This is a genomic window from Pantoea sp. PNA 14-12, from assembly GCF_004364735.1.
Taxonomy (GTDB): domain Bacteria; phylum Pseudomonadota; class Gammaproteobacteria; order Enterobacterales; family Enterobacteriaceae; genus Pantoea; species Pantoea stewartii.
This window is the reverse complement of sequence record NZ_SOAJ01000001.1, coordinates 1,432,774-1,457,120: the sequence shown is the minus strand read 5'-3', so window position 1 is coordinate 1,457,120 and position 24,347 is coordinate 1,432,774. Positions and strand designations below refer to the sequence as shown.

Genomic DNA, 24,347 nt, shown 5'->3' with positions numbered 1-24,347 from the left:
CTTCAGGCCTTATTTTTCAAACGTATTGTCGTCGCCAGTCGGGCAGGCTTGTCGCCTGCACTGCGCAACGGTTTGCTGATGCGCGCGGTTTCAACACACACCATCGTTTTATAACCCTCATTTGGCATGTCCGCCATACTACACGACAGCGCCACACCAGGATTCCACGTGACAACGTCACTATGGTGATGGTGGTACACTTCAATTTGCCGTTTTCCAGCCAGATCGTTGATAACTGAACAGTCTTTTGGCGCAGTGAAGATACGATCCACGCGCTCGGTAAAGCGCTGTTTACCCTCGCTCTGACCCGGCTGGTTATCTTTGACCTTGTCGATGTAATGTTCACCCAGTCCGGTGACCTCAACGCTCGCACTGTCCGCCACGTTAAAATAGCTGTGTAGCGCAGCTGTCGATTCATAATCACCGTAGGCTTCCAGCTCAATTTCGCAATGCTGGCCCAGACGGAAGCGGGCGATAAGGGTAAAGTCATGCGGCCACAGCTTCAGCGTTTGTGGGGTACTTTCCAGCACAAATGTCAGCAGCACGCCGTCTTCGTTTTCATCATGCGCAGAGAGCGTCCATGACTGATTTCGGGCAAAGCCATGGGCAGGCTCTCCTGCCGGTCCAAACCAGGGCCAGCAAATCGGTACACCGCCGCGAATCGCCTTACCAGGCAGGAAAGGGCTCTTGTCGCTCAGCCAGATGATGGGCTTCTCACCGCTCGGTTGCCAGGCAATCAGATGCGCGCCCTGTAAGGTCACGGCCGCCCGTACACGCGGATGGCTGACAATGATAACCGGGAGTTCACCCACCTGACGTTGCGACAGATAAGGCGTGATTTGTTTAACCACGGGAAGGGAAAAGAGTTTGTCTTGCATGCCTGACTCCATAGTGAAGGGATCAAAAAAAGGGTGACCGAAGTCACCCTTATTGTCTCGTGTCTGGCTGCCTTATTTAGCAGCAACCAGCGCAATCAGGTCGAGAACTTTGTTTGAATAACCGGTTTCGTTATCGTACCAGGAAACCAGTTTAACAAAGTTGTCATTCAGCGCGATACCGGCTTTGGCATCGAATACTGAGGTCAGGACTTCGCCGTTGAAGTCGGTAGAAACAACGTCATCTTCAACGTAGCCCAGCACGTCTTTCATCTCGCCTTCAGCCGCGGCTTTGATAGCGGCACAAATTTCTTTGTAAGACGCAGCTTTTTCCAGACGAACGGTCAGGTCAACAACAGAAACGTTAGGCGTAGGTACGCGGAATGCCATACCGGTCAGTTTGCCGTTCAGTTCTGGCAGCACTTTACCTACCGCTTTAGCGGCGCCGGTAGAAGACGGGATGATGTTCTGTGATGCACCACGACCACCGCGCCAGTCTTTGTGAGACGGGCCATCAACGGTTTTCTGCGTTGCGGTAGTGGCGTGTACGGTGGTCATCAGGCCTTCAACGATACCAAATTTATCGTTGATGACTTTTGCCAGCGGGGCCAGGCAGTTAGTGGTACAAGAGGCGTTAGAAACGATGTCCTGGCCCTGGTATTTGTCGAAGTTAGCACCACGAACAAACATTGGGGTGTCATCTTTAGATGGACCGGTCAGAACCACTTTTTTCGCGCCAGCAGTGATGTGCTTACGTGCGGTTTCGTCGGTCAGGAAGATACCGGTTGCTTCAGCAACGACGTCAACGCCCACTTCGCCCCACTTCAGGTTAGCCGGATCTTTCTCAGCTGTAACACGGATTTTCTTACCGTTAACAACCAGAGCGCCGTCCTGTACTTCAACGGTGCCGTCAAAACGGCCGTGAGTAGAGTCGTACTTCAGCATGTACGCCATGTAGTCAGCGTCCAGCAGGTCGTTGATAGCAACGATTTCGATGTCAGAGCGCTGTTGAGCAGCACGGAAAACGATGCGACCGATACGGCCAAAACCGTTGATACCTACTTTGATAGTCATATATTCCACCAGCTAGTTGTTAGTGAATAAAAGGTTGGCTGTAAAATTACAAAAACCTTACCAGGCGTCAAGCGGAATCGTGTCAATTGTTGCGACAGGTCAATCCACCGAACAGGAATTATTTGACGCGCAACCGCTTGCGCGCTTCCGCGAACATCGTGCTCTGTTGAAACCTTCGCCGAATATATAGGGATATGCCAGAGAAAAGGTGATCAAAATCACAAATCCACCTTGTAAGATACGGACCGAAGGGCAGAGCACAAAAAAAGACCCGACTAATGTTGATCATTTGTTAGAATACTAGTCGATTTTTTCAGAATGACATCCCGGAATTGCTCAAATGCCTAAAGAAACCGCACCCGACGCAAAAATCGCCCAGTTAACTGAGATGCAGCGCTATGTCACGCAACAGCATGGCACGGAGCCGCCGTACAGCGGTGCGCTGCTGCATAACAAGCAGGAAGGGATTTATCACTGCCTGGTGTGCAACGCGCCCTTGTTTCTTTCAGAGACGAAATACGATTCAGGCTGTGGCTGGCCGAGTTTTTATGAGCCCGTCAGCGATGAGGCTATTCGTTATCTGGAAGATAACTCGCACGGTATGCAGCGTATTGAAATCCGTTGCGGCAACTGTGATTCTCATCTCGGCCATGTTTTCCCTGATGGGCCGCAGCCGACCGGTGAGCGTTACTGTGTGAACTCAGCCTCGCTGAACTTCACCAGTCCACAAGGCGACGAGATTAAGGGCTAACAATGAAACAGCAACTTGAAGCCATGCTTGATGCTATGACACCCGAAATTTATGAACGCCTGATGACGGCCGTTGAAACCGGAAAATGGCCGGATGGAGTGGCGCTGACGCAGCAACAGCGTGATAACAGCCTGCAGTTGGTTATGATGTGGCAGGCGCGCAATAATGATGCACCACAGCATATGACCATCGGCAAAAATGGCGAAATGGTGACCAAATCGAAAAAGCAGTTAAAAGAAGAGCTTGGTATCGAACCGGACGTCACGCGCATTCATCTGCATTAATAGCGCGGTAAGTCGCCAGTCAGCCACGCGCAGGCGGGCATCGTATGGAAGAGCAAAAAGGGCTGGCTATACGCCAGCCCTTTTTCAGATAATGACGGCGCCCTGAGCCGCCATCTGCGCCAGCGCAATGTCGCTGTCTTCTGGGTTGAGATTAACGCCACGGCAGCCTGCCGCCACGACCTCGACCTGATAACCCAGTTCAAGTGCATCCAGCACGCTGTACTTCACGCAGTAATCCGTCGCCAGGCCCAGCATGACCAGATGCGTGATATCGCGTGCGCGTAACCAACTGTCCAGTTCTGTCTTGCGTCGGTGTCCGTTGTCAAAAAAGGCGCTGTAGCTGTCTACGTCCTGATCTTGCCCTTTATGGAAAACCGCGTCGAACAGGCTGCGATCAAGGCCGGGATGAAAATCAGCCCCCGCAGAATGCTGCACGCCATGATCCGGCCACCAGATCTGTGGCAGGCCGTTGAGTTCACCGAGGGTATAGACAGGTTCGCCGGATACGGAAGCAAAACTACCGTGATCGGCTGGATGCCAGTCCTGCAGGGCTACGACGCACTCACCATTCTCATGAAAAGCACGGGCGTAGCGGTTAGCAACCTCGACCGTATGATCGCCTTCTTTGACGGCCATTGGGCCGCCGGGGCAGAAGTCGTTCTGGATGTCGATAATGATTAATGCCCGTTTCATTGCCGTTGACTCCATCTTAGTCGTCTGTCAGTTCGCCACGCAGGTTCTGCTGCATTTTGGCGCGGATCTGATCGCTGGACAGATCCTGGCTCAACAGATAGTGAAGTTTCGTCAGCGCCGCTTCAACCGTCAGATCAAAGCCGCTGATGACGCCAGCGTGCTCCAGAGCATTCCCGGTGGCGTAGCCACCCATATTGACCTTGCCAGAAATACACTGGGTCAGGTTGACGACCACAATGCCGCGTTCGCTGGCCTGCTGAAGTTCAGACAGAAACTCGGCGTTTTGCGGCGCGTTACCGACACCGTACGAGCGTAAAATCAGCGCCTTAACCGGCTGACGTAAAAAGTTACGCACGACATCTGCAGAGATGCCCGGATAAATTGTCACCACGCCAATAGGTTGCGGGGTAATGGTATGAACAATCAGCTCGCCTTTGCCCTGAGGTGCAGGCGGCGTATTAAGACGACGGATATGAATCCCGGCTTCCAGCAAGGCTGACAGGTTGGGGGATGCAAAGGCGTTGAAACCGTCCGCGTGCGCTTTAGTGGTACGGTTACCGCGATAGAGTGTGTTGTTGAAAAACAGCGTCACCTCGTTGATGGGATAATTCGCAGCGACGTAAAGGGAATTAAGCAGGTTTTGTTGGCCATCGGAACGCAGTTCGGCTAACGGAATCTGTGAGCCCGTAACGATGACCGGCTTAGCCAGATTTTCGAGCATAAACGACAGGGCAGAAGCGGTAAATGCCATGGTATCCGTGCCGTGCAGAATGACAAAACCATCATAGCGATCATAGTTCAGCCGGATATCTTCGGCGATCGACTGCCAGTCCTGCGGGGTCATGTCAGAAGAGTCAATCAGAGGCTGATACTCATGAATCGTGAAGTCAGGCATTTCCGGGCGATGGAACTCAGGCATCTTCGCCAGTTCCTGCTGCAGATGACCAGAAACCGGAATATAACCTTGAGCAGAACGTTGCATACCGATGGTACCGCCCGTGTAGGCAACGTAAATATTTTTCTTTTGCATAGGTAAACTCAGACTTGCCGTAAAACGGGCAGTATAAGGGGAACAGCAGGGAAAAGCAGCCCGACAAGCAGTCGGGCTGAGAGGTTTATCGCACTTCGCCGCAGTTCAGGCAGAAGGCATAGCGGTTTTGCGGATCGTTCAGATGGTCAAACAGGCTGGGCTGATTCTTCATCGCGTTCATCACATCGTACATGGGCGCAGGCAGCCAGGCTTTCATCGTGTCAGGCAGCACGGCCTGAACAGACGCGTTCATCTGATTCAGCATCACGTCAAGGAAGCCGGGATCTTCCTGATACCAGTCAAGCTCTGGCTGGGAAACCTTCGCCAGCTCAGCCGCTTTTTTCACCGCATCGTCAAAATCGCCCAGCGCATCGACCAGACCATTGGCTTTGGCATCGCTGCCCGTCCAGACGTGCCCCTGCGCGATGGCATCGATCTGTTCCGGTGTTTTATGGCGCGATGTCGCCACCAGTCCCACGAAGTTGTGGTAGCCGTTTTCAATGGTCAACTGCATCAGTTGCTGCACTTCCTCAGGCAGTGCTTTAGTGCTTGAGATGTCTGCCAGGGGTGAGGTCGCGACGCCATCGGTATGCACACCAATCGAGGCCAGGCTGTTCTCCAGCGTGTTAATCACGCCAAAGATGCCGATAGAGCCGGTCAGCGTGCTGGGGCTGGCAATAATGTAGCTGGCTGGCGTCGAGATCCAGTAGCCGCCCGAGGCTGCCATACCGCCCATGGAGACCACAATCGGTTTGCCTGCCGCTTTCGCTGCGGCCAGTTCCGAACGAATCGCTTCGGACGCCGTAACGCTGCCGCCCGGGCTGTTCACCCGCAAAATAATGGCCTTGATTTTGGGATCCAGTCGGGCATCGCGAATCTGCGCCGCTGTCGTATCGCCGCCCACATTACCCGGCGTTTCATCACCATCAATGATGGCACCGCTGGCAAGGATCACGGCAATGTTGCCTTTTTGCTGGCTGGCATCCTGTTTAACGTTGTAATCATAAATGCTGACGTTACGGTAATCGTTGTTTTGCTTATCGAAGCCAAATGCCTGGATAAGCGCCTGGTCCGCGTCAGCGCGTGAGCCCAGCACATCGACCAGTTTGTTATCCAGCGCATATTTTCCGGTATCGCCCTTAACGGCCTGCAGACCTGCGATAATAGCGGCAGCGCCAGGGAACAACTGCTCAGGCGTAATCTGGCGGTTAGCAGACACGGTATTCAGGTAATTTTGCCAGAGCTGGCCAATCCAGCGGCTATCTGCGTCACGCGCCGCTGGCGACATATCGTCACGCAGGAAGGGCTCAACGGCTGATTTATAGGTGCCCACGCGGAAAACGTGTGAATTGACTTTCAGCTTGTCGAGCAACGTTTTGTAGTAGAGACCGTTGGTGGCAAAGCCGTGCAAATCAACGGTGCCCTGTGGCGACAGATAGATTTTCGTCGCATAGCTGGCAAGGTAGTACTGCGCCTGGCTATAGCTATCGCCTAAGGCGTAAACAGGCTTACCGCTGTCGCGGAACTCGCGTAACGCTTTACCTACATATTGCAGAGAAGGCTGATCGCCCCCAGCAAAATCACGCAGGTCTAAAACCAGACCTTTAATATTGCTGTCACCTTTGGCCTGACGAATAGCATCTACTACATCAAACAGGGAATTTTCCTGCAGACGATCGCTACTGGTGCCTAATAACTGACGACCAATTTTGCTCAGACGGTTGCTGACGGAGGGTTTGTCGACCAGCACACCGGTCAAATCCACTTTTAGCGCACCTTGCTGTACCGGGGCGGAGGAACGGCTGCCTGAGCCGCTGATCTGAAGCCAGATCCCCACACAGACAATAATTAAGAAAACCAGAAACAGGTTGAGAATACATTCCCTGATAAAATTCAACACTCGCCAGGTCCAGCGGAACAGACCCGCAATTATTCGCCACAGTGTGCGCATCACATTCTCCATTTTGATATAGCCGGAAATAGCCACCAGGCGGGCCAGGTCTCCGTTAACGACCTCATCCTAAAGAGCAGCGAAACAAAAGTCAGCAGGAAATCACCCTGGACTGTTACAAAAAATCCACTTGTGCCAGGATTACCCGTGCTTTTACTGTCAGGAGAAAAACATGGACGCACTAGAATTACTGGTTAATCGTCGTTCGGCCTCGCGTCTGGCGGAACCGGCCCCCAGCGGTGAAGCGCTGGATAACATCCTGCGCGCGGGCATGCGCGCACCCGATCACGGCGGCCTGCAACCCTGGCGATTTATTATTGTTGAAAATGAAGGCCGCGATCGCCTGAGTCAGCTACTGGAAAAAGCGGCGCGGGACAACCAGATGGATGAGAAAGCCATCAATAAAGCCAGTCAGGCGCCGTTCCGTGCGCCCATGATCATCACCGTCGTGGCGCACTGCGAGATCAATCACAAGGTGCCGCGCTGGGAACAAATCGCCTCTGCCAGCTGTGCCGTGATGGCGATGCAGATGGCTGCTGTCGCTCAGGGCTTTAATGGCATCTGGCGGAGCGGCGTCTGGACCGACGATCCGCAGGTGCGTGAGGCGTTCGGCTGCCGTGAGCAGGACGCGATTGTGGGCTTTCTCTATCTGGGCACGCCGCAGCTTAAGTCCAGCACCACCGTGGTTCATCCCGACACGGCACCCTTCGTCCGCTATTTCTGAACCTGTCTGAACCACGCGATGCGCGGTAAACTGCGCACGTAATGAGCGAAGCGTTTCCTCGCAAATCCGGCACGCTTATCAGCAGCGTGCCGCCAGGCTACTATAGCGCTGTCTTCACTGGCAGCGCCGCGTGCTGTGTCCGGGGAAACCGGCTGCCTGCATCCGATGGCGCCAGGCCGTGATCCTGCACTGTCGTCGTGCACGGGGCAGGCGCTGCCATCATTGTTGTTCGCTGACGTTAAGGATTACCCGATTTAATGCGTTTGTTTATAGCAGAGAAACCCAGCCTCGGACGGGCCATTGCCGATGTGTTACCTAAACCGCACCGCCGCGGTGACGGATTCATTGCCTGTGGCAATGATCAGGTCGTCACCTGGTGCGTAGGGCATTTACTTGAGCAGGCGCAGCCCGATGCTTATGACGGCCGTTACGCACGCTGGTCACTGGCCGATCTGCCCATTATTCCTGAAAAGTGGCGCCTGCAGCCGCGGCCCTCTGTCGCTAAGCAGCTTAAAGTGGTTGAGGGGTTGCTGGCGCAGGCGGACGAAGTGGTTCACGCCGGTGACCCGGATCGGGAAGGCCAACTGTTAGTGGACGAAGTGCTGGATTACCTGCAACTGCCCGCCGAGAAACGCAGTAAGGTGCAGCGCTGCCTGATCAACGATCTCAATCCTCAGGCGGTCGAACGCGCAGTCAGTCGCCTGCGTGAAAACCGTGAGTTTATCCCCCTGTGTGTTTCCGCCCTGGCTCGCGCCCGGGCGGACTGGCTATATGGCATCAACATGACCCGCGCCTGGACGTTAATGGGCCGTAATGCCGGTTACGATGGCGTATTGTCGGTGGGGCGGGTGCAAACACCCGTGCTGGGGCTGGTGGTGCGCCGCGACGAAGAGATCGAAAACTTTGTGCCGAAAGACTATTTTGAAGTTAAAGCGCATATCGTGACGCCAGATGACATCCGCTTTGTTGCCAACTGGGTCCCCAGTGAAGCCTGTGAGCCCTGGCAGGATGAAGAAGGGCGCTTACTCAAGCGGAGTCTGGCAGAGCATGTGGTTGCCCGCATTACCGGTCAGCCTGCGCGTGTCACCGCATACAGTGATAAGCGCGAAAGCGACACTGCGCCACTCCCGTTTTCGCTCTCGGCACTGCAGATTGAGGCGGCAAAACGCTTTGGCCTGAGCGCGCAGGCGGTGCTGGATATCTGTCAGCGCTTGTATGAAACCCACAAACTGATTACCTATCCCCGTTCCGACAGTCGCTATTTGCCCGATGAGCATTTTGCTGGTCGTCACGCAGTGCTAAATGCCATTCAGGTTCACCAGCCCGATCTGACGCCGCCTGCGGAGTTTGATGCCGATCGTAAAAACCGCTGTTGGGACGACAAAAAAGTGGATGCGCACCATGCCATTATTCCCACAGCACGCGCCAGCGCTGTCAGGCTGAATGACAATGAACAGCAGGTTTATGGCCTGATCGCGCGTCAGTATCTGATGCAGTTCTGCCCGGATGCGATGTTTCGTAAATGCACTATTGAACTGGATATTGCGGGCGGTAAATTCGTGGCGAAGGCCCGCTTTCTGGCTGAGGCGGGCTGGCGTGCTTTGCTGGGCAGTAAAGAGCGTGATGAAGAAAATGACGGCATGCCGCTGCCGGTCGTGGCGGAAGGGGACGTCCTGCTGTGTGAGCACGGCGAGGTGCTGGCCAAGCAAACGCAGCCACCTCGCCATTTTACGGATGCCACGCTTCTGTCAGCCATGACCGGTATCGCGCGTTTTGTTCAGGATAAAGAATTAAAGAAAGTGCTTCGTGCGACCGATGGTTTAGGAACGGAAGCCACGCGCGCGGGGATCATAGAATTATTGTTCCGCCGGTCATTTTTACAGAAGAAAGGGCGCTATATTCATTCTACCGACACGGGTAAGGCGTTGATCCATTCGTTACCGGATCTGGCAGCCCGGCCGGACATGACCGCCCAGTGGGAATCGACACTGACACGGATTAGTGAAAAGGCCTGCCGTTATGATGAGTTTATGCAACCGCTGGTGCACACGCTGAGTGGGCTTATTCATCAGGCACGGCAGCAACCGTCGGGACAGGCGTTTCGTGGGTTACCGTCCACCGGACAAAAACGTCCGCAGCGCAAAGCACGGCGTAAAACTAAGGAAACCGAATAATGCGTAAAACTGCACTGCTCATGCTGGCCGCACTGATTGTCTGTGGGCCGGCCCAGGCGAATTATCATCCGTCGACAGGCGGAACTAATACGGATGTGATTGTTGATATGCCGCGGGAAGCCTGGACTCAGGGACAAAATAATCAGCAGAACTGTATGCAGTGCTGTATTTTCGAAAACCGCAATTATACCGAGGGCGCAGTCGTGAAATCAGAAGGCGTCCTGTTACAGTGCGCGCGTGACGAAAAATCGCTGGGGACGAACAACCTGATCTGGAAAATAGTGAAATAGAAAACGCGTGGTGGGCGGGCGCACCACGCGTCAGCGCTATCAGAAGCGGAAGGTTGACCAGACCGGGGCATGGTCAGAGGGTTTTTCCATGCCACGAATATCGTAGTCAATACCGCTCTCAATGCAGTGCGAGGCCAGCCCGGTGCTGGCCAGCAGCAGGTCAATGCGCAGACCGCGATTGTCATCGAACCCTTTAGAACGGTAATCGAACCAGGAAAAACGGTCACAGGTATCGGGATGATGCGCACGCCAGGTATCGACCAACCCCCAGCTTAACAGCCTGTCCATCCATTCCCGCTCTTCGGGCAGGAAAGAACACTTACCGGTACGCAGCCAGCGTTTACGGCTGTCTTCGCCAATCCCAATATCCAGGTCGGTGCTGCTGATATTCATATCGCCCATGATCAGTACGGGCTTATCCGCCGTAAGACTCTCGCTCAGATAGCTTTGCAGATCGCGGTAAAATTTTTCTTTGGCCGGAAACTTTGTCGGGTGATCGCGGCTCTCGCCCTGCGGAAAATAGCCATTTATCACGGTAATATCGCCAATCGGGCTGGGGATTTCAGCCATGATCAGGCGACGCTGCGCATCCTCGCCATCGCCCGGAAACCCCCGACGCACGGAGACCGGCTGAACCTTGGTCAACAGTGCCACACCATAATGGCCTTTCTGACCGTGATAAAACACGTTGTAGCCCAGCTTAGCCACATCCTCGAGCGGGAACATATCATCATGGACTTTCGTTTCCTGCAGACCAATGACGTCAGGCTGATGCTTCTCGACCAGTGCTTCGAGTTGATGGGGACGTGCCCGCAAGCCGTTAATATTGAATGAAATAAATTTCATGAGATAACCTTCAGCGAATGATAGGCAGGATGGTAGCGATTTTTGCCGGAAATGTCATGGCAGAGCAGGGCAATTTCAGCGAGTGGTGGACAGCACGGGCGAGAGAGCACGACCCATGGTCAGCGGGAACAGAAAACCAGAGTGGTTTCCAGAGGCGTTTTCTCAGGCGATGCCCGGCACGAACGCTGAACAAAGGCTCTTATCCTTCTCCGCGCAGAACAGTTTTATAACGGCATGACGTGCTAAAGGGAAGAGAGTGGTGGGAGAAGGATGATTCGGCGCGTTGCGCCTCACCCTACTGGCCGCGCTAATGCGCGTTGTCTCGCGGTGCCCGACGCGAACGCTGAACAAAGGTCTTATCCCTTTCCTCGCAGAACAGGCTGACTGAGTTGCATGTCGGAATGAAGTTGCTAAATACGAGATGGTGGTGGGAGAAGGATGATTCGGCGCGTTGCGCCTCACCCTACGGGCCGCGCTAATGCGCGTTGTCTCGCGGTGCTCGACGCGAACCCTGGTCGAAGGTTCTCATCCCTCTCCATGCAGAACAGGCTGACTGAGTTGCATGTCGGAATGAAGTTGCTAAATGCGAGATGGTGGTGGGAGAAGGATTCGAACCTTCGAAGTCTGTGACGGCAGATTTACAGTCTGCTCCCTTTGGCCGCTCGGGAATCCCACCGGGGATGATTTGTAGGCTCAGGCAGCAGATTCAGATGGTGGTGGGAGAAGGATTCGAACCTTCGAAGTCTGTGACGGCAGATTTACAGTCTGCTCCCTTTGGCCGCTCGGGAATCCCACCAGGGACTGAATTGTTGTGCTCTGAAGCGGGGCGCATCATACCAAATGGATTCAGACTGTAAAGCGGACTCAGGTAAATCACGAACCGTTTGCCCACTTTTTACGCGTAGCGCTGGAATGTCAGCCAGTCCAGCGCCCGTGGCGGTTAAAGAATAATCGTACGGTTGCCGTAAACAAACACACGCTGACCCAGCACTTTATCTAACGCGCGGCTCAGCACATTCTTTTCTACATCACGTCCGGCACGCATCATCTCTTCTGCTGTATAGCTGTGATCGACGTTGATGACGTCCTGCATAATGATCGGACCTTCATCCAGGTTGTCATTAACGTAGTGCGCCGTCGCACCAATGATTTTAACGCCGCGTTCATAAGCCTGGTGATAAGGGCGTGCGCCGATAAAGGCAGGCAGGAACGAGTGATGAATATTGATGATCTGATTCGGGTAGCGCTGGACGAAGCCCGGCGTCAGCACGCGCATATATTTGGCAAGCACGACATAATCTGGCTGGTAACGATCAATTTCGTCCGCCATCTTATTATCATGCTCTTCCCGCGAAAGCCCTTCATGACTGACCAACACAAACGGAATATCAAAACGCTCGACCAGCGAGCGCAGCGTTTCATGGTTACCGATGACGGCGGCTATTTCCATATCCAGCCCGCCAAATGCGCTCTTCATCAGCAGGTCGCCCAGGCAGTGGGCTTCTTTGGTGACCAGAATAACGACGCGGCGACGGCCTGCGCTGTGCAGTTCACGTACCGAGCCCTGAGGAAGGGCGCTGTCAAGATCGGCCAGTAAAGTATTGTCGTTAAAAATCCCTTCCAGCTCTGTGCGCATGAAAAAACGCCCGGTGCGATGATCAACAAACTCATTGTTTTGCACGATATTCAGTTCGTGCTTGTAACAAATATTGGTGATTTTGGCGATCAGACCTTTTGCATCGGGACAAATGGTTCGTAAAACTTTTCTTTGCATGGTTTGCGCTTGCATCTCAATCAGAGTCCTGTCAAAGCATTAAGGGTAAAACCGTTACGCAGGCAACTGCCTTAACCGCAACATTTTTTGTATTTTTTGTCGGCGCCACATGGACAGCGATCGTTGCGCCCGATGGCGGGCGTCATTCCGTCGACATAGTACCAGCGACTGTCCTCGCGAAGAAAGCGTGAACGCTCGTACATCGCCCGATTAACACCGTTTTCAGCAAAACGTGCAAAAAAAGTGACGAAAGATTCGTCTTTGTGGCGCCCCTCATCACAACGTGTGATGTTCAGGCTGAGCCATTCAGTACCCGCGAAACTTTCAGTCACTAAGTCAGCCAGCGCCGGAACGCGGCTGGTGGGATGCCAGGTGGCGACGAGGTAATCGACGTCTTGTTTGACATAAGCGCAGTAGCGGGAGCGCATAAGTTGTTCAGCTGATAAGGGAATTTCTGTTCCTTTAACAAAGGGCTGACAACATAGGCTATACTGCTTGCCGCTACAGCATGGGCAAGATTCGGACACACATTCTCCTGTTAATAACAGTGATTGTTAATGATATCGTTTACTTTATCCGACCCACGCGTGTGATGCCATGTATTGACGCCAGGACCCGAGTAAGATGAGAAAGCAAAAAATTGGATTGGCTCTGGGTTCCGGTGCCGCCAAAGGATGGGCGCATATTGGCGTTATCGAAGCGTTGGAGAGCGCAGGTATCAACATTGATGTCGTGGCAGGCTGTTCCATCGGTGCACTGGTGGGCGCAGCTTACGTCAATCATCGTCTCCCGCACATGAAAAAGTGGGTGAGTGCGTTTAGCTACTGGGATGTCATCCGTCTGATGGATCTGTCCTGGCAGCGAGGCGGACTGTTACGCGGAGAACGGGTATTCAACCATGTCCGGCAACTCATTACGCACGACGCGATTGAATCGTGCGGAAAGCCGTTTGGTGTGGTGGCAACCAATTTAAGTACCGGTCGCGAGCTGTGGCTGACCGAGGGTGAATTACATCAGGCGGTACGTGCGTCCTGCAGTATGCCAGGTTTATTACCGCCCGTCGGCTACAATGGATATTGGCTGGTGGATGGTGCGGTGGTGAATCCGGTACCGATCTCCCTGACGCGCGCGCTGGGGGCGGATGTCGTGATTGCTGTCGATCTTCAGCACGACGCGCATCTGATGCCGCAGAATGCGATGGCGCTGACGCCCCAGAGTTCAGAAGAACATGCGGCGGCTGTGGCGCTCAATCTCGACTGGCGTGGAAAACTGCGACAGCGTCTGGTCAATTTTACGCAGCGCCGGGCCTCGCAAATGCCGGGCGCCATGGAGATCATGGCCACGTCCATCCAGGTGCTGGAAAATCGCCTGAAGCGAAACCGGATGGCAGGCGATCCGCCTGATGTGCTTATCCAGCCATTTTGTCCACAAATATCCACGTTGGATTTTCATCGTGCAGAAGAAGCAATTGCGGCTGGGAAGGTTGCCGTTGAGAAACAAATGGATGAATTATTACCGCTGGTCCGTAGAAGATAATCTGGTTGTTCACGCACAGATGTTACTTCGGTCTATTCTGAAAGGCGCAACTGCGTTTTATGAACCACTATTGATTTATCGGGTACGCAGGGGGATGGAATGGAAAAACCACTGATCGGCAAAAAGATACTCATTGTCGAAGATGAGGCCGTTTTCCGTTCGCTTTTAAACCAGTTTTTAACATCAATGGGGGCCGTCACTGTTGAGGCTGAAGATGGTCTGGAAGCTATTGCGCAACTGGATAAACATGCCGTCGAACTGGTGATTTGTGACCTGGAAATGCCGCGCATGAACGGAATTCAGTTTGTCGAACATCTGCGCAGCCACGGCAATACCCTGCCCATTCTGATAATTTCCGCGACCGAAAATATGTCCGACATCGCGCAGGTTTTACGTCTGGGCGTACAGGATGTGTTGCTAAAACCCCTGAAGAATTTTGAACGTTTCCGTGAAGCGGTATACGAATGCCTCTATCCGTCGATGTTTACCTCGAAAGTCGAGGAAGATGAACAGCTGTTTCAGGACTGGGATGCATTGGTGCGCGATCCTTCCGCTGCGGCAAAATTACTGAAAGAACTGCAGCCCCCGGTCCAGCAGCGCATTGCCCATTGTCGGGTAAATTATCGCCAGTTAACCATGGCAGAGCAGCCCGGGCTGGTGCTGGATATTGCGGCGTTATCTGACAAAGATTTGGCTTTTTATTGTCTCGATGTCACCCGTGCGGGCGACAATGGCGTGCTGGCGGCTTTATTATTGCGCGCTCTGTTTAACGGATTATTACAAGAACAGTTATCAGGACAGAAACAGCGATTACCTGAGTTAAGCAGTTTACTCAGACAGGTCAATCTGCTGCTACGGCAGGCGAATTTAACCGGACAGTTCCCTCTGTTAGTTGGGTACTACCATCGCGGATTAAAAAACCTGGTGCTGGTTTCTGCTGGCCTGAATGCCACCTTACATGTTCAGGCCCATCAAATTCAACTCAGTAATGGCGTTCCGCTTGGCACTATGGGCAGTACGCATATTAACCAGATTAGCCAGCGTGCGGACGACTGGCAGTGCCATATTTGGGGCGCCGGGGGCCGTATACGACTGATGTTATCGTCTGAGCAATAAACACCGAAGGGTAATTTATACTTACCCGCAAGACAGTGCCAGAAGTTAGCTTTACACTTGGGTAATAGTCTTAAATTCTACGGATAGATGCCTTCCAGGATAAATCCGTTCGCGAGTAACTGATATACTCATTTCCGAATTTAAACCGACATATCAAGCATTAAAACTTGAACGGCCTATAAGAGAGGTATTTTGATGTCTGCCTATAAGACCAAAGTTAAAAAAGCGGTAATCCCGGTAGCAGGTTTGGGTACGCGTATGCTTCCTGCGACGAAAGCGATTCCAAAAGAAATGTTACCGCTGGTTGATAAGCCGTTAATTCAGTATGTCGTTAACGAGTGTATTGCTGCGGGTATCAATGAAATTGTGCTGGTAACCCACTCGTCTAAGAACGCCATTGAAAACCATTTTGATACCAGTTTCGAACTGGAGTCGATGCTGGAAAAACGCGTTAAGCGTCAGTTGCTGGATGAAATTCAGTCCATCTGCCCTCCACACGTGACCATCATGCAGGTCCGTCAGGGCATCGCTAAAGGCCTGGGCCACGCGGTAATGTGCGCGCACCCGCTGGTCGGCGATGAGCCTGTTGCCGTCATCCTGCCTGATGTGATCATCGACGAATATGAATCAAACCCAACCAAAGATAACCTGGCAGAAATGCTGAGCCGTTATGAAGAGTCTGGCCGCAGCCAGATCATGGTTGAGCCTGTCAGCGATGTAACCGCTTATGGTGTTGTTGACTGCAAGGGCGCAGAACTGAACCCGGGCGACAGCGCACCGATGGTCGGTGTGGTTGAGAAACCAAAAGCGTCTGAAGCGCCTTCTAATCTGGCTGTGGTGGGGCGTTATGTTCTGTCCGCAGATATCTGGCCACTGCTGGCAAAAACGCCTCCAGGTGCAGGCGGTGAAGTACAGCTCACGGATTCTATCGCCATGCTGATGGAAAAAGAGACCGTTGAAGCTTACCACCTGAAAGGGGTCAGCCATGACTGCGGTAACAAACTGGGATACATGCAGGCTTTCGTCGAATATGGTGTTCGCCATCCGGTGCTGGGCAAAGAGTTCTCTGAGTGGCTCAATAAAACCGTTAGCGATTAAAAATTTAAAACACAGGATAGCGTAATGAAAGTCACTGTATTTGGTATCGGCTATGTCGGTCTGGTTCAGGCTGCGGTGTTGGCCGAAGTCGGACATGACGTTCTCTGTATTGATGTCGATGAAAAAAAGGTTGAGAACCTCAAAAAGGGTCAGATTCCTATTTTTGAACCGGGCCTGACGCCGCTGGTTAAGTCTAACTATGAATCCGGTCGCCTGAAGTTCAGCACCGATGCTGCACTGGGCGTTAACCATGGCGTGATGCAGTTTATCGCCGTAGGCACACCGCCTGATGAAGATGGTTCGGCCGATCTGAAATATGTTACTGCCGTGGCACGCACCATTGCTCAGCATATGACCGATCATAAAGTGGTCATCGATAAATCTACCGTACCGGTTGGAACGGCTGACAGAGTCCGTGCGGTCATGACGGAAACCCTGCAGGCGCGTGATGCCAATATCAGCTTTGATGTAGTATCCAACCCCGAGTTCCTGAAAGAAGGGGCGGCGGTTGCTGACTGTATGCGTCCCGAGCGCATCGTTGTCGGCACGGATAATGATGCTGTCGTGGAACTGTTGCGTGAGCTCTATGAGCCCTTCAACCGCAACCACGATCGTATGATCCTGATGGATATTCGCAGTGCAGAGCTGACGAAGTACGCTGCCAACTGTATGCTGGCGACCAAAATCAGCTTTATGAATGAAATTTCCAATCTCGCGGAACGTTTAGGTGCGGATATCGAAAAAGTGCGCCAGGGGATTGGTTCTGACTCACGTATCGGCTATCACTTTATCTATCCTGGCTGCGGTTATGGCGGTTCCTGTTTCCCGAAAGATGTGCAGGCGCTCATTCGTACGGCGGAATCCATTGGCTATACACCACGTCTGTTAAAAGCGGTGGAAGACGTCAATGACAGCCAGAAAACTAAGCTGCCCGCCTTTATCAAACGTCATTTTGGTGACGATCTGAAAGGGAAGACGTTTGCGCTGTGGGGACTGTCGTTCAAACCGAATACCGACGATATGCGTGAAGCATCGAGCCGTGTATTGATGGAAGCGCTGTGGGAAGCAGGTGCGTCTGTACAGGCTTTCGATCCGGAAGCGATGGATGAAGCACAACGCATCTACGGTCACCGCGACGATTTGAAGCTGATGGGCACCAAAGAATCAGCATTACAGGGCGCAGATGGCCTGGTAATTTGCACTGAGTGGCAAAATTTCCGTGCCCCTGACTTCGACGTGATCAAAAATGCACTGAAACAACCCGTGATTTTTGATGGACGTAACCTGTATGATCCAGAGCGTCTCAGCAAACGCGGCTTCGTTTATTACGCTATTGGCCGCGGAGCGTCCATCCAGGCTGTGTGATTAATGAGGGATTTATGAATTTTCTGGTAACCGGCGCAGCAGGCTTTATTGGCTTCCATGTGAGCCAACGCCTGTTGGCCGCCGGTCACCAGGTTGTCGGTATTGACAACCTGAATGACTATTATGATGTCAGCCTCAAACAAGCCCGTCTTGATTTGATCGGCGACAACCCATCTTTTACGTTTGTTAAAACCGATTTGGCCGACCGTCAGGCCATTGCAGCACTTTTCGAACAGCACAAATTTCAGCGCGTTATCCACCTGGCCGCTCAGGCTGGTGTGCGCTATTCACTTGAAAACCCGCATGCGTATGTGGATGCCAATGTTATTGGGCATCTGAATATTCTTGAAGGGTGCCGTCATCATCGTGTTGAACATCTGCTCTATGCGTCGTCCAGCTCCGTTTATGGACTGAACAGTAAGCTGCCGTTCTCTACGGAAGACAGTGTCGATCATCCGGTGTCATTGTATGCCGCGACCAAAAAAGCCAATGAGCTGATGTCGCACACCTATTCGCATCTGTATCAGTTACCCACCACCGGTTTACGTTTCTTCACTGTATACGGTCCCTGGGGACGCCCCGATATGGCCTTGTTTAAATTTACCCGGGCTATGATTGCGGGTGAGGCAATTGACGTCTATAACCAGGGTAAAATGCAACGCGATTTCACCTATATCGATGATGTTGTCGAGGCCATTATTCGTCTGCAGGATCGTATTCCGCAGCCGGATGAAAGTTGGACAGTAGAGAGCGGGTCTGCCGCGTCGAGTTCAGCGCCGTATCGTATTTACAATTTAGGCAATAGTCAGCCGATGAGCCTGATTCGCTATATTGAAGCGATTGAAAAAGCATTAGGTGTAACGGCAAATAAAAATCTGATGCCAATGCAACCCGGTGACGTGTTAGCTACCAGCGCAGATACCAGCGATTTATTTAACGCTGTCGGCTTTAAACCGCAAACAGGCGTGGATGAAGGTGTCAGACGTTTTGTTGACTGGTACCGAAACTTTTATTCGGTATAAAAACAAAAAGGAAGCGACCGCTTCCTTTTTTTTCTGGTATTGGTAATCAGGTCGCTAAAATGAAGCCAGCAAAGCCTAAAGCACGCCAGGATTTACAGCAAAAAGTCGTCTAACTGCTTACCATGTTGTTCCATGGCTTTTTTGATTGCTGCTGGTGTACGTCCCTGACCGGTCCAGGTTTTGGTCTCCCCGTTTTCATCAACAAACTGATATTTGGCAGGGCGGGCAGCACGTTTGGCTTTGCCAGACGTTTTGGACTCTGACAATGCGTTGAATAACTCATTGGGATCGATTCCATCCGCTAAAAGCATATCGCGATATTGCTCAAGTTTACGCGCACGCTCTTCCGTTTCTGCTTTAGAATGTGACGCTTCATCGCGGCGTTCATTTACTACGACTTCAAACTTTTCCAGCATTTCTTCCAGTGTTTCCAAAGAACACTCTCTGGCCTGGGCACGCAGCGTGCGGATATTATTAAGATTTTTTAGTGCTTCGCTCATTGTCCTGATCTCTGAATAATGAATAGGAGAGTTGTTCTGCCCGCTAATAGTAGTGGTGGGGGGAAATAACTTCAACATTAAATTAATTTTTAGCTTTAAAAGTTCAAAGGTGAATTTATTAAATTATAAATTCCGCCAGATAAAGCGCGATGTAAGGACCAATGAAACGTTGATGTTTAACCGGCAACCTAAAAAGCCCTGACACGGTTCAATGAAAATAAAGCTTAACGCTATACTGTCTTTAATATTCATTTAGTCAAAAATAATGCGCTGCCGTTGCAGGACAGGCAATACCCGACGCTGGCTCTCGTCTGAACGTAACGGGCTGAAAATCAACACGGCATCGCCGGTCAGATATGGTAAAATCGCACTTATTTTGTTTCATCCACACCGGGATACCGTGCCAATGGCTCAACTCTATTTCTACTATTCGGCAATGAACGCGGGTAAATCAACCGCGCTTTTGCAGTCTTCCTATAATTATCAGGAGCGCGGTATGCGGACCCTGGTTTATACCGCTGAGATTGATAATCGCTTTGGTACCGGTAAAGTCAGTTCACGCATTGGCTTGTCATCACCGGCCGTTCTTTATAATGCCGAAAGCCAGCTGGATGTGGAAATTGCACAAGAGCATGCGCGCCAGCCCGTACACTGTGTGTTAGTGGATGAAAGTCAGTTTCTGACACGGGAACAGGTGAAGGCCTTGTCTGACGTGGTGGATAATCTGGATATTCCGGTGCTGTGTTATGGGTTAAGAACCGACTTTCTGGGAGAATTGTTTACCGGTAGCCAGTATCTGCTGGCCTGGGCCGATAAACTGGTGGAGCTTAAAACCGTATGTCATTGCGGACGTAAAGCGGGCATGGTGCTGCGTCTCGACAGCGAAGGCAAACCCTTCCGGGAAGGGGAGCAGGTGGTGATTGGCGGCAATGAGCGCTATATCTCGGTGTGCCGTAAGCACTATAAAAAAGCGATTGAGCAGGGCTGTTTGCAGGCTATCCACGGCGCGCAAACGCCAGTCGCGTAATCCTGTTCCTCACCTCAGGTTCACGCAGTCGCAAAAATCTTTCCTGGTGAACCTCATTCGTCTCTTTATCTTTATGGCGACCTGGGAGTCGGTCTGTTCGTGTGTGATAGCGATTGCACTATTGCACATTCACTGACAGCGGGCAAACAGCCTGCTTATCCTCAACAGCCATAAAAAACCCCCTTGTGACCGAGCCACAAGGGGGATGGCGCACCCGCACTAACGGGCTTGTTCCTGATTAGGCTTTTTTAACCTTTTTAGCGGCTTTGATATCGCTGATAGGTTGATTCAGGGGCTGTTCAACCTGGGCATAAGGCTCAACAAATTTGCGGCCGTAGTAACTGTCCAGCATGATCTGTTTCAGTTCAGCAATTAACGGATAACGTGGGTTAGCACCGGTACACTGATCGTCGAACGCATCCTCAGCCAGTTTGTCCACTTTCGCCAGAAAATCCGCTTCCTGCACGCCAGCTTCACGAATCGAGGCGGGAATACCCAGTTCCGTTTTAATTTCATCCAGCCAGACCAGCAGTTTCTCAATTTTCTGGGCAGTACGATCGCCTGTGGCGGTCAAACCAAGATGATCGGCGATTTCCGCATAGCGACGACGCGCCTGTGGACGATCATACTGACTGAATGCAGTCTGTTTGGTCGGGTTGTCATTTGCGTTATAACGAATGACGTTGGAAATCAGCAGCGAGTTAGCCAGTCCGTGGGGAATATGGAACTCGGAACCCAGTTTATGGGCCATCGAGTGACATACGCCGAGGAAGGCGTTGGCAAAGGCAATACCGGCAATGGTGGCGGCATTGTGCACACGTTCACGCGCAACCGGATTTTTGGCGCCTTCGGCATAACTGGCGGGCAGGTTCTCTTTCAGCAACTTAAGCGCCTGCAGAGCCTGACCATCAGAATACTCATTCGCCAGAACGGAAACATAGGCTTCCAGTGCATGGGTAACCGCATCCAGACCGCCAAAGGCGCAGAGTGAACGCGGCATATCCATTACGAGGTTCGCATCCACAATGGCCATATCCGGAGTCAGTGCATAATCTGCCAGCGGATATTTTTGACCGGTGGCATCATCCGTGACCACCGCAAACGGGGTCACTTCTGAACCGGTGCCGGAGGTAGTGGTGATGGCTACCATGCGGGCTTTGACGCCCATTTTCGGGAACTTATAGATACGTTTACGAATATCCATAAAGCGTAATGCCAGCTCTTCGAAGTGGGTTTCGGGATGCTCATACATCACCCACATGATTTTCGCCGCATCCATTGGCGAGCCGCCGCCCAGCGCAATGATCACATCGGGTTTAAAGCTGTGCATTTGCTCTGCGCCTTTGCGAACAATGCTCAGTGTTGGGTCTGCTTCGACCTCGAAGAACACTTCCGTTTCAATACCGTGGGATTTCAGGACGCGGGTAACCTGGTCGGCATAGCCGTTATTGAACAGGAAGCGGTCAGTCACAACAAATGCACGTTTCGCGCCGTCGGTAGCGACCTCTTCTAAGGCGACAGGCAATGACCCACGACGGAAATAGATAGATTTCGGAAGTTTATGCCACAACATATTTTCAGCTCGCTTGGCGACGGTTTTCTTATTGATCAGATGCTTAGGTCCGACGTTTTCGGAAATTGAGTTACCTCCCCAGGAGCCACAACCCAGCGTCAACGAAGGCGCGAGTTTGAAGTTATATAAATCGCCAATCCCACCCTGAGAAGCGGGGGTATTAATCAGGATACGGGCCGTTTTCATTTTGTCGCCAAAATAGTGGACACGTGCGGACTGGTTATCCTGATCCGTGTACAGGCAGGAGGTGTGGCCAATGCCGCCCATGGCGACCAGTTTTTCCGCTTTACTGACGGCGTCTTCGTAATCTTTAGCCCGGTACATCGCCAGCGTTGGCGACAGTTTTTCATGGGCAAAAGGTTCGGATTCGTCGACCCGTTCAACTTCACCAATCAGAATTTTGGTATCGGTTGGTACCGTAATGCCCGCCATCTCAGCAATTTTTACTGCGGGCTGGCCCACAATCGCGGCGTTGAGGCCGCCATTTTTCAGGATAATATTCTGAACCGCCTGAAGTTCATGGCCCTGCAGCAGGTAGCCACCATGACTGGCGAAACGTGCCCGAACGGCATCGTAGATTGCATCGACAACAATAACGGACTGCTCTGAGGCACAAATCACGCCGTTATCAAACGTTTTCGACATCAGTATGGACGCCACCGCGCGTTTAACATCTGCCGTTTCATCAATCACGACAGGTGTATTCCCGGCACCGACACCAATAGCCGGTTTGCCGGAACTGTAAGCGGCTTTCACCATGCCCGGTCCACCTGTGGCAAGGATCAGATTGATGTCCGGGTGGTGCATCAGCTGATTCGACAGCTCAACAGAGGGCGCATCGATCCAGCCGATAATGTCTTTAGGGGCGCCAGCAGCAATCGCGGCCTGCAGCACAATATCGGCGGCTTTATTGGTGGCATCTTTGGCGCGAGGATGCGGCGAGAAGATAATACCGTTGCGGGTTTTAAGGCTGATCAGAGCTTTGAAGATGGCGGTAGAGGTGGGGTTGGTGGTCGGGACGATCCCACAAATCAGGCCGATGGGTTCGGCAATCGTAATGGTGCCAAAGGTATCATCGGTTTCCAGTACGCCGCAGGTTTTATCATCCTTATAGGCGTTATAAATATATTCGGACGCAAAATGATTTTTGATGACTTTGTCTTCGACAATGCCCATGCCCGATTCTGCGACCGCCATCTTCGCTAAGGGAATACGGGCATCGGCAGCGGCCAGTGCGGCTGCGCGGAAAATAGCATCGACTTGTTGTTGAGAAAAACTGGCGAACGCTTGCTGGGCTTTTTTTACCCGTTCAACCAGTGCATTGAGTTCAGCGACATTAGTAACGGCCATTGTGATCTCCTGAGGAAGTTAAACTTTTTTAGGAAACAAGCCTGAACGGAAAGTATAGCCAGGGTAAAAACCGCTCAATCACGGGGCGTGAAAGTGCCGTTTTTCAGTTGTTTACTAAAAGAATTCTTTTTCTCCGGTGGTATCGTGGCTGACAACAAAAGAGTATCGGGTTTAGGGGACAGCAATAATGATCTAAATCAATTTAAACCACAGCTGACACCTTTCAGCCTGCGGTTCATGAGGGGGAGGGCGATGAGGTAAAAAGCGGTAACAAAAGTAACATCTGCCAGCCTTTGTGGAATGGCTGGTTTAACGCCCTAAACTGTAAGTAAATTAACAGAATAAATAACTCTCGCTTCAACTGGCGTGCGCGGCGTTTTTACCTTACATTAGGCGCGTTTTTCATCTGGGATGTGGAGTGAACCGTGAATCCTGCGCTGTTAGATCTTTCTGGCTATATCAAGTTTTTCGTAGGCCTGTTTGCACTGGTGAATCCCATTGGCATCATTCCGGTGTTTATCAGCATGACGCGTTATCAGGGCGTGGCAGAACGTAATAAAACGAATCTCACCGCAAACCTTGCTGTGGCCATTATTCTCTGGACGTCGCTGTTTTTAGGGGATGCCATTCTGCATGTGTTTGGCATCTCAATTGATTCTTTCCGTATTGCCGGGGGCATTCTGGTTGTCACGATAGCGATGTCGATGATCAGCGGAAAGCTGGGCGAAGATAAACAAAACAAGCAGGAAAAAACAGAAACCGCGATTCGCGAAAGTATTGGCGTTGTTCCGCTGGCTTTACCGCTGATGGCCGGGCCCGGCGCAATCAGCTCAACTATCGTCTGGAGTACGCGCTATCACAGTTGGTTAAATCTGCTGGGATTTACCGTGGCAGTGGCCATTTTTGCCTTCAGTTGTTGGTTACTGTTTCGTGCCGCCCCTATTATGGTCAGAGTACTGGGGCAAACGGGCATCAACGTCATCACCCGTATCATGGGGCTGCTGTTAATGGCGCTGGGCATCGAATTTGTGGTAACAGGCATTAAAGCGATTTTTCCAGGGCTGGTAAGCTGAATACCCACTTATTTTAACAAGCATAAAAAGACAGGCATCAAAAGAGTGCAATACGACACAATATTGCACTCTAAACGGGCAATTATTTGCACCGCTGTATATCCCCTCCGGGTTATCACTTTCCCTAATACTCAGTGCGCGTCCCGATAGTACGCGCCTGGCCTTCCTGTCATCAATCTCACCTTATATTCTGCTTTGACGATGCATGTTGGCATGATTAA

General features: G+C 52.0%; 22 protein-coding genes, 2 tRNA genes and 2 other RNA genes. 12 read left to right on the top strand and 14 right to left on the bottom strand.

What is annotated here, in order from left to right:
* Window positions 1-2 precede the first annotated feature (2 nt).
* Both C7434_RS06910 and gapA read right to left on the bottom strand, forming a co-directional pair.
* The gene (locus tag C7434_RS06910; RefSeq protein ID WP_033741882.1) at window positions 3-878 is read right to left on the bottom strand and encodes a D-hexose-6-phosphate mutarotase; all 876 of its coding nucleotides are present in this window, start codon (window positions 876-878) and stop codon (window positions 3-5) included.
* A 72-nt stretch (window positions 879-950) separates the two neighbouring features.
* Window positions 951-1,949, bottom strand: a complete 999-nt coding sequence (gapA, locus tag C7434_RS06905) for a glyceraldehyde-3-phosphate dehydrogenase (protein WP_006119418.1) — start codon at window positions 1,947-1,949, stop codon at window positions 951-953.
* Window positions 1,950-2,289: 340 nt separating this feature from the next.
* Between gapA and msrB the strand changes: the two genes are divergently transcribed.
* Together msrB and C7434_RS06895 are read left to right on the top strand one after the other, a co-directional pair.
* On the top strand, window positions 2,290-2,700 hold the full coding sequence (msrB, locus tag C7434_RS06900) for a peptide-methionine (R)-S-oxide reductase MsrB (RefSeq protein ID WP_033741880.1): 411 nt from the start codon (window positions 2,290-2,292) through the stop codon (window positions 2,698-2,700).
* Window positions 2,701-2,702: 2 nt separating this feature from the next.
* A complete protein-coding gene (locus tag C7434_RS06895) occupies window positions 2,703-2,984 on the top strand; it encodes a DUF1315 family protein (RefSeq protein WP_133745259.1) in 282 nt (93 codons plus the stop codon).
* 84 nt (window positions 2,985-3,068) lie between these two features.
* Here C7434_RS06895 and pncA read toward each other — a convergent pair whose 3' ends face one another.
* From pncA to sppA, 3 genes are all read right to left on the bottom strand, one after another.
* On the bottom strand, window positions 3,069-3,677 hold the full coding sequence (gene pncA, locus C7434_RS06890; RefSeq protein ID WP_006119415.1) for a bifunctional nicotinamidase/pyrazinamidase: 609 nt from the start codon (window positions 3,675-3,677) through the stop codon (window positions 3,069-3,071).
* A 16-nt stretch (window positions 3,678-3,693) separates the two neighbouring features.
* On the bottom strand, window positions 3,694-4,707 hold the full coding sequence (gene ansA / locus C7434_RS06885; protein WP_033741878.1) for an asparaginase: 1,014 nt from the start codon (window positions 4,705-4,707) through the stop codon (window positions 3,694-3,696).
* An 85-nt stretch (window positions 4,708-4,792) separates the two neighbouring features.
* On the bottom strand, window positions 4,793-6,658 hold the full coding sequence (gene sppA / locus C7434_RS06880) for a signal peptide peptidase SppA (RefSeq protein ID WP_133745258.1): 1,866 nt from the start codon (window positions 6,656-6,658) through the stop codon (window positions 4,793-4,795).
* A 172-nt stretch (window positions 6,659-6,830) separates the two neighbouring features.
* Between sppA and C7434_RS06875 the strand changes: the two genes are divergently transcribed.
* The 3 genes from C7434_RS06875 to C7434_RS06865 all read left to right on the top strand — a co-directional run bounded on the left by C7434_RS06875 (window position 6,831) and on the right by C7434_RS06865 (window position 9,846).
* Window positions 6,831-7,382, top strand: a complete 552-nt coding sequence (locus C7434_RS06875; RefSeq protein WP_006119410.1) for an NAD(P)H nitroreductase — start codon at window positions 6,831-6,833, stop codon at window positions 7,380-7,382.
* Window positions 7,383-7,639: 257 nt separating this feature from the next.
* The gene (locus tag C7434_RS06870; RefSeq protein ID WP_033741875.1) at window positions 7,640-9,556 is read left to right on the top strand and encodes a DNA topoisomerase III; all 1,917 of its coding nucleotides are present in this window, start codon (window positions 7,640-7,642) and stop codon (window positions 9,554-9,556) included.
* Between the two features lie 20 nt (window positions 9,557-9,576).
* Window positions 9,577-9,846: a YnjH family protein gene (locus tag C7434_RS06865; protein ID WP_226374522.1), complete on the top strand. Its 270-nt coding sequence runs from the start codon at window positions 9,577-9,579 to the stop codon at window positions 9,844-9,846.
* A 39-nt stretch (window positions 9,847-9,885) separates the two neighbouring features.
* On the opposite strand, the gene xthA is transcribed toward C7434_RS06865, so the two are convergent.
* The 7 genes from xthA to C7434_RS06830 form a co-directional block, all read right to left on the bottom strand.
* Window positions 9,886-10,692, bottom strand: a complete 807-nt coding sequence (xthA, locus tag C7434_RS06860; protein WP_033741873.1) for an exodeoxyribonuclease III — start codon at window positions 10,690-10,692, stop codon at window positions 9,886-9,888.
* 254 nt (window positions 10,693-10,946) lie between these two features.
* Window positions 10,947-11,073, bottom strand: a non-coding RNA gene (locus tag C7434_RS06855) — RtT sRNA.
* Window positions 11,074-11,114: 41 nt separating this feature from the next.
* Window positions 11,115-11,242, bottom strand: a non-coding RNA gene (locus C7434_RS06850) — RtT sRNA.
* 41 nt (window positions 11,243-11,283) lie between these two features.
* Window positions 11,284-11,368: transfer RNA gene (locus C7434_RS06845), tRNA-Tyr, on the bottom strand.
* 35 nt (window positions 11,369-11,403) lie between these two features.
* Window positions 11,404-11,488: transfer RNA gene (locus C7434_RS06840), tRNA-Tyr, on the bottom strand.
* Between the two features lie 144 nt (window positions 11,489-11,632).
* A complete protein-coding gene (purU, locus tag C7434_RS06835; protein WP_006119405.1) occupies window positions 11,633-12,481 on the bottom strand; it encodes a formyltetrahydrofolate deformylase in 849 nt (282 codons plus the stop codon).
* 56 nt (window positions 12,482-12,537) lie between these two features.
* The gene (locus C7434_RS06830; protein WP_006119404.1) at window positions 12,538-12,993 is read right to left on the bottom strand and encodes a YchJ family protein; all 456 of its coding nucleotides are present in this window, start codon (window positions 12,991-12,993) and stop codon (window positions 12,538-12,540) included.
* 97 nt (window positions 12,994-13,090) lie between these two features.
* On the opposite strand from C7434_RS06830, the gene rssA reads away from it, so the two are divergent.
* The 5 genes from rssA (at window position 13,091) to C7434_RS06805 (ending at window position 18,603) form a co-directional block, all read left to right on the top strand.
* Complete coding sequence (gene rssA, locus C7434_RS06825) at window positions 13,091-14,002, top strand: patatin-like phospholipase RssA (RefSeq protein ID WP_039343037.1); 912 nt, start codon at window positions 13,091-13,093, stop codon at window positions 14,000-14,002.
* Between the two features lie 99 nt (window positions 14,003-14,101).
* Entirely contained in the window at window positions 14,102-15,118 is a 1,017-nt protein-coding gene (rssB, locus tag C7434_RS06820) for a two-component system response regulator RssB (RefSeq protein ID WP_006119402.1), read from the top strand.
* A 195-nt stretch (window positions 15,119-15,313) separates the two neighbouring features.
* Complete coding sequence (gene galU / locus C7434_RS06815; RefSeq protein WP_006119401.1) at window positions 15,314-16,216, top strand: UTP--glucose-1-phosphate uridylyltransferase GalU; 903 nt, start codon at window positions 15,314-15,316, stop codon at window positions 16,214-16,216.
* A 24-nt stretch (window positions 16,217-16,240) separates the two neighbouring features.
* Window positions 16,241-17,581, top strand: a complete 1,341-nt coding sequence (locus C7434_RS06810; RefSeq protein WP_006119399.1) for a UDP-glucose/GDP-mannose dehydrogenase family protein — start codon at window positions 16,241-16,243, stop codon at window positions 17,579-17,581.
* A gap of 14 nt (window positions 17,582-17,595) precedes the next feature.
* Window positions 17,596-18,603 carry an NAD-dependent epimerase gene (locus C7434_RS06805; protein WP_006119398.1) on the top strand — a complete coding sequence of 336 codons (1,008 nt, stop codon included), beginning with the start codon at window positions 17,596-17,598 and terminating at the stop codon, window positions 18,601-18,603.
* Window positions 18,604-18,695: 92 nt separating this feature from the next.
* Here the strand turns inward: C7434_RS06805 and hns are convergent, their stop codons facing one another.
* Window positions 18,696-19,103: a histone-like nucleoid-structuring protein H-NS gene (gene hns / locus C7434_RS06800; protein ID WP_033741865.1), complete on the bottom strand. Its 408-nt coding sequence runs from the start codon at window positions 19,101-19,103 to the stop codon at window positions 18,696-18,698.
* A gap of 406 nt (window positions 19,104-19,509) precedes the next feature.
* On the opposite strand from hns, the gene tdk reads away from it, so the two are divergent.
* Entirely contained in the window at window positions 19,510-20,130 is a 621-nt protein-coding gene (gene tdk, locus C7434_RS06795) for a thymidine kinase (protein ID WP_006119396.1), read from the top strand.
* 238 nt (window positions 20,131-20,368) lie between these two features.
* Here the strand turns inward: tdk and adhE are convergent, their stop codons facing one another.
* On the bottom strand, window positions 20,369-23,053 hold the full coding sequence (adhE, locus tag C7434_RS06790) for a bifunctional acetaldehyde-CoA/alcohol dehydrogenase (protein WP_133745257.1): 2,685 nt from the start codon (window positions 23,051-23,053) through the stop codon (window positions 20,369-20,371).
* A 425-nt stretch (window positions 23,054-23,478) separates the two neighbouring features.
* On the opposite strand from adhE, the gene C7434_RS06785 reads away from it, so the two are divergent.
* Complete coding sequence (locus C7434_RS06785; RefSeq protein WP_006119393.1) at window positions 23,479-24,126, top strand: YchE family NAAT transporter; 648 nt, start codon at window positions 23,479-23,481, stop codon at window positions 24,124-24,126.
* The last annotated feature ends 221 nt before the right edge of the window (window positions 24,127-24,347 follow it).

What these genes read in the sequence shown, in the direction of transcription:
- msrB (WP_033741880.1), top strand. Translation starts at nt 2,290, where the DNA reads ATGCCTAAAGAAACCGCACCCGACGCAAAAATCGCCCAGTTAACTGAG.
- C7434_RS06895 (WP_133745259.1), top strand. Translation starts at nt 2,703, where the DNA reads ATGAAACAGCAACTTGAAGCCATGCTTGATGCTATGACACCCGAAATT.
- galU (WP_006119401.1), top strand. Translation starts at nt 15,314, where the DNA reads ATGTCTGCCTATAAGACCAAAGTTAAAAAAGCGGTAATCCCGGTAGCA.
- adhE (WP_133745257.1), bottom strand. Translation starts at nt 23,053, where the DNA reads ATGGCCGTTACTAATGTCGCTGAACTCAATGCACTGGTTGAACGGGTA.
- C7434_RS06805 (WP_006119398.1), top strand. Translation starts at nt 17,596, where the DNA reads ATGAATTTTCTGGTAACCGGCGCAGCAGGCTTTATTGGCTTCCATGTG.
- C7434_RS06910 (WP_033741882.1), bottom strand. Translation starts at nt 878, where the DNA reads ATGCAAGACAAACTCTTTTCCCTTCCCGTGGTTAAACAAATCACGCCT.
- purU (WP_006119405.1), bottom strand. Translation starts at nt 12,481, where the DNA reads ATGCAAGCGCAAACCATGCAAAGAAAAGTTTTACGAACCATTTGTCCC.
- C7434_RS06875 (WP_006119410.1), top strand. Translation starts at nt 6,831, where the DNA reads ATGGACGCACTAGAATTACTGGTTAATCGTCGTTCGGCCTCGCGTCTG.
- C7434_RS06870 (WP_033741875.1), top strand. Translation starts at nt 7,640, where the DNA reads ATGCGTTTGTTTATAGCAGAGAAACCCAGCCTCGGACGGGCCATTGCC.
- rssA (WP_039343037.1), top strand. Translation starts at nt 13,091, where the DNA reads ATGAGAAAGCAAAAAATTGGATTGGCTCTGGGTTCCGGTGCCGCCAAA.
- C7434_RS06865 (WP_226374522.1), top strand. Translation starts at nt 9,577, where the DNA reads ATGCTGGCCGCACTGATTGTCTGTGGGCCGGCCCAGGCGAATTATCAT.
- sppA (WP_133745258.1), bottom strand. Translation starts at nt 6,658, where the DNA reads ATGCGCACACTGTGGCGAATAATTGCGGGTCTGTTCCGCTGGACCTGG.
- rssB (WP_006119402.1), top strand. Translation starts at nt 14,102, where the DNA reads ATGGAAAAACCACTGATCGGCAAAAAGATACTCATTGTCGAAGATGAG.
- xthA (WP_033741873.1), bottom strand. Translation starts at nt 10,692, where the DNA reads ATGAAATTTATTTCATTCAATATTAACGGCTTGCGGGCACGTCCCCAT.
- pncA (WP_006119415.1), bottom strand. Translation starts at nt 3,677, where the DNA reads ATGAAACGGGCATTAATCATTATCGACATCCAGAACGACTTCTGCCCC.
- gapA (WP_006119418.1), bottom strand. Translation starts at nt 1,949, where the DNA reads ATGACTATCAAAGTAGGTATCAACGGTTTTGGCCGTATCGGTCGCATC.
- tdk (WP_006119396.1), top strand. Translation starts at nt 19,510, where the DNA reads ATGGCTCAACTCTATTTCTACTATTCGGCAATGAACGCGGGTAAATCA.
- hns (WP_033741865.1), bottom strand. Translation starts at nt 19,103, where the DNA reads ATGAGCGAAGCACTAAAAAATCTTAATAATATCCGCACGCTGCGTGCC.
- C7434_RS06810 (WP_006119399.1), top strand. Translation starts at nt 16,241, where the DNA reads ATGAAAGTCACTGTATTTGGTATCGGCTATGTCGGTCTGGTTCAGGCT.
- ansA (WP_033741878.1), bottom strand. Translation starts at nt 4,707, where the DNA reads ATGCAAAAGAAAAATATTTACGTTGCCTACACGGGCGGTACCATCGGT.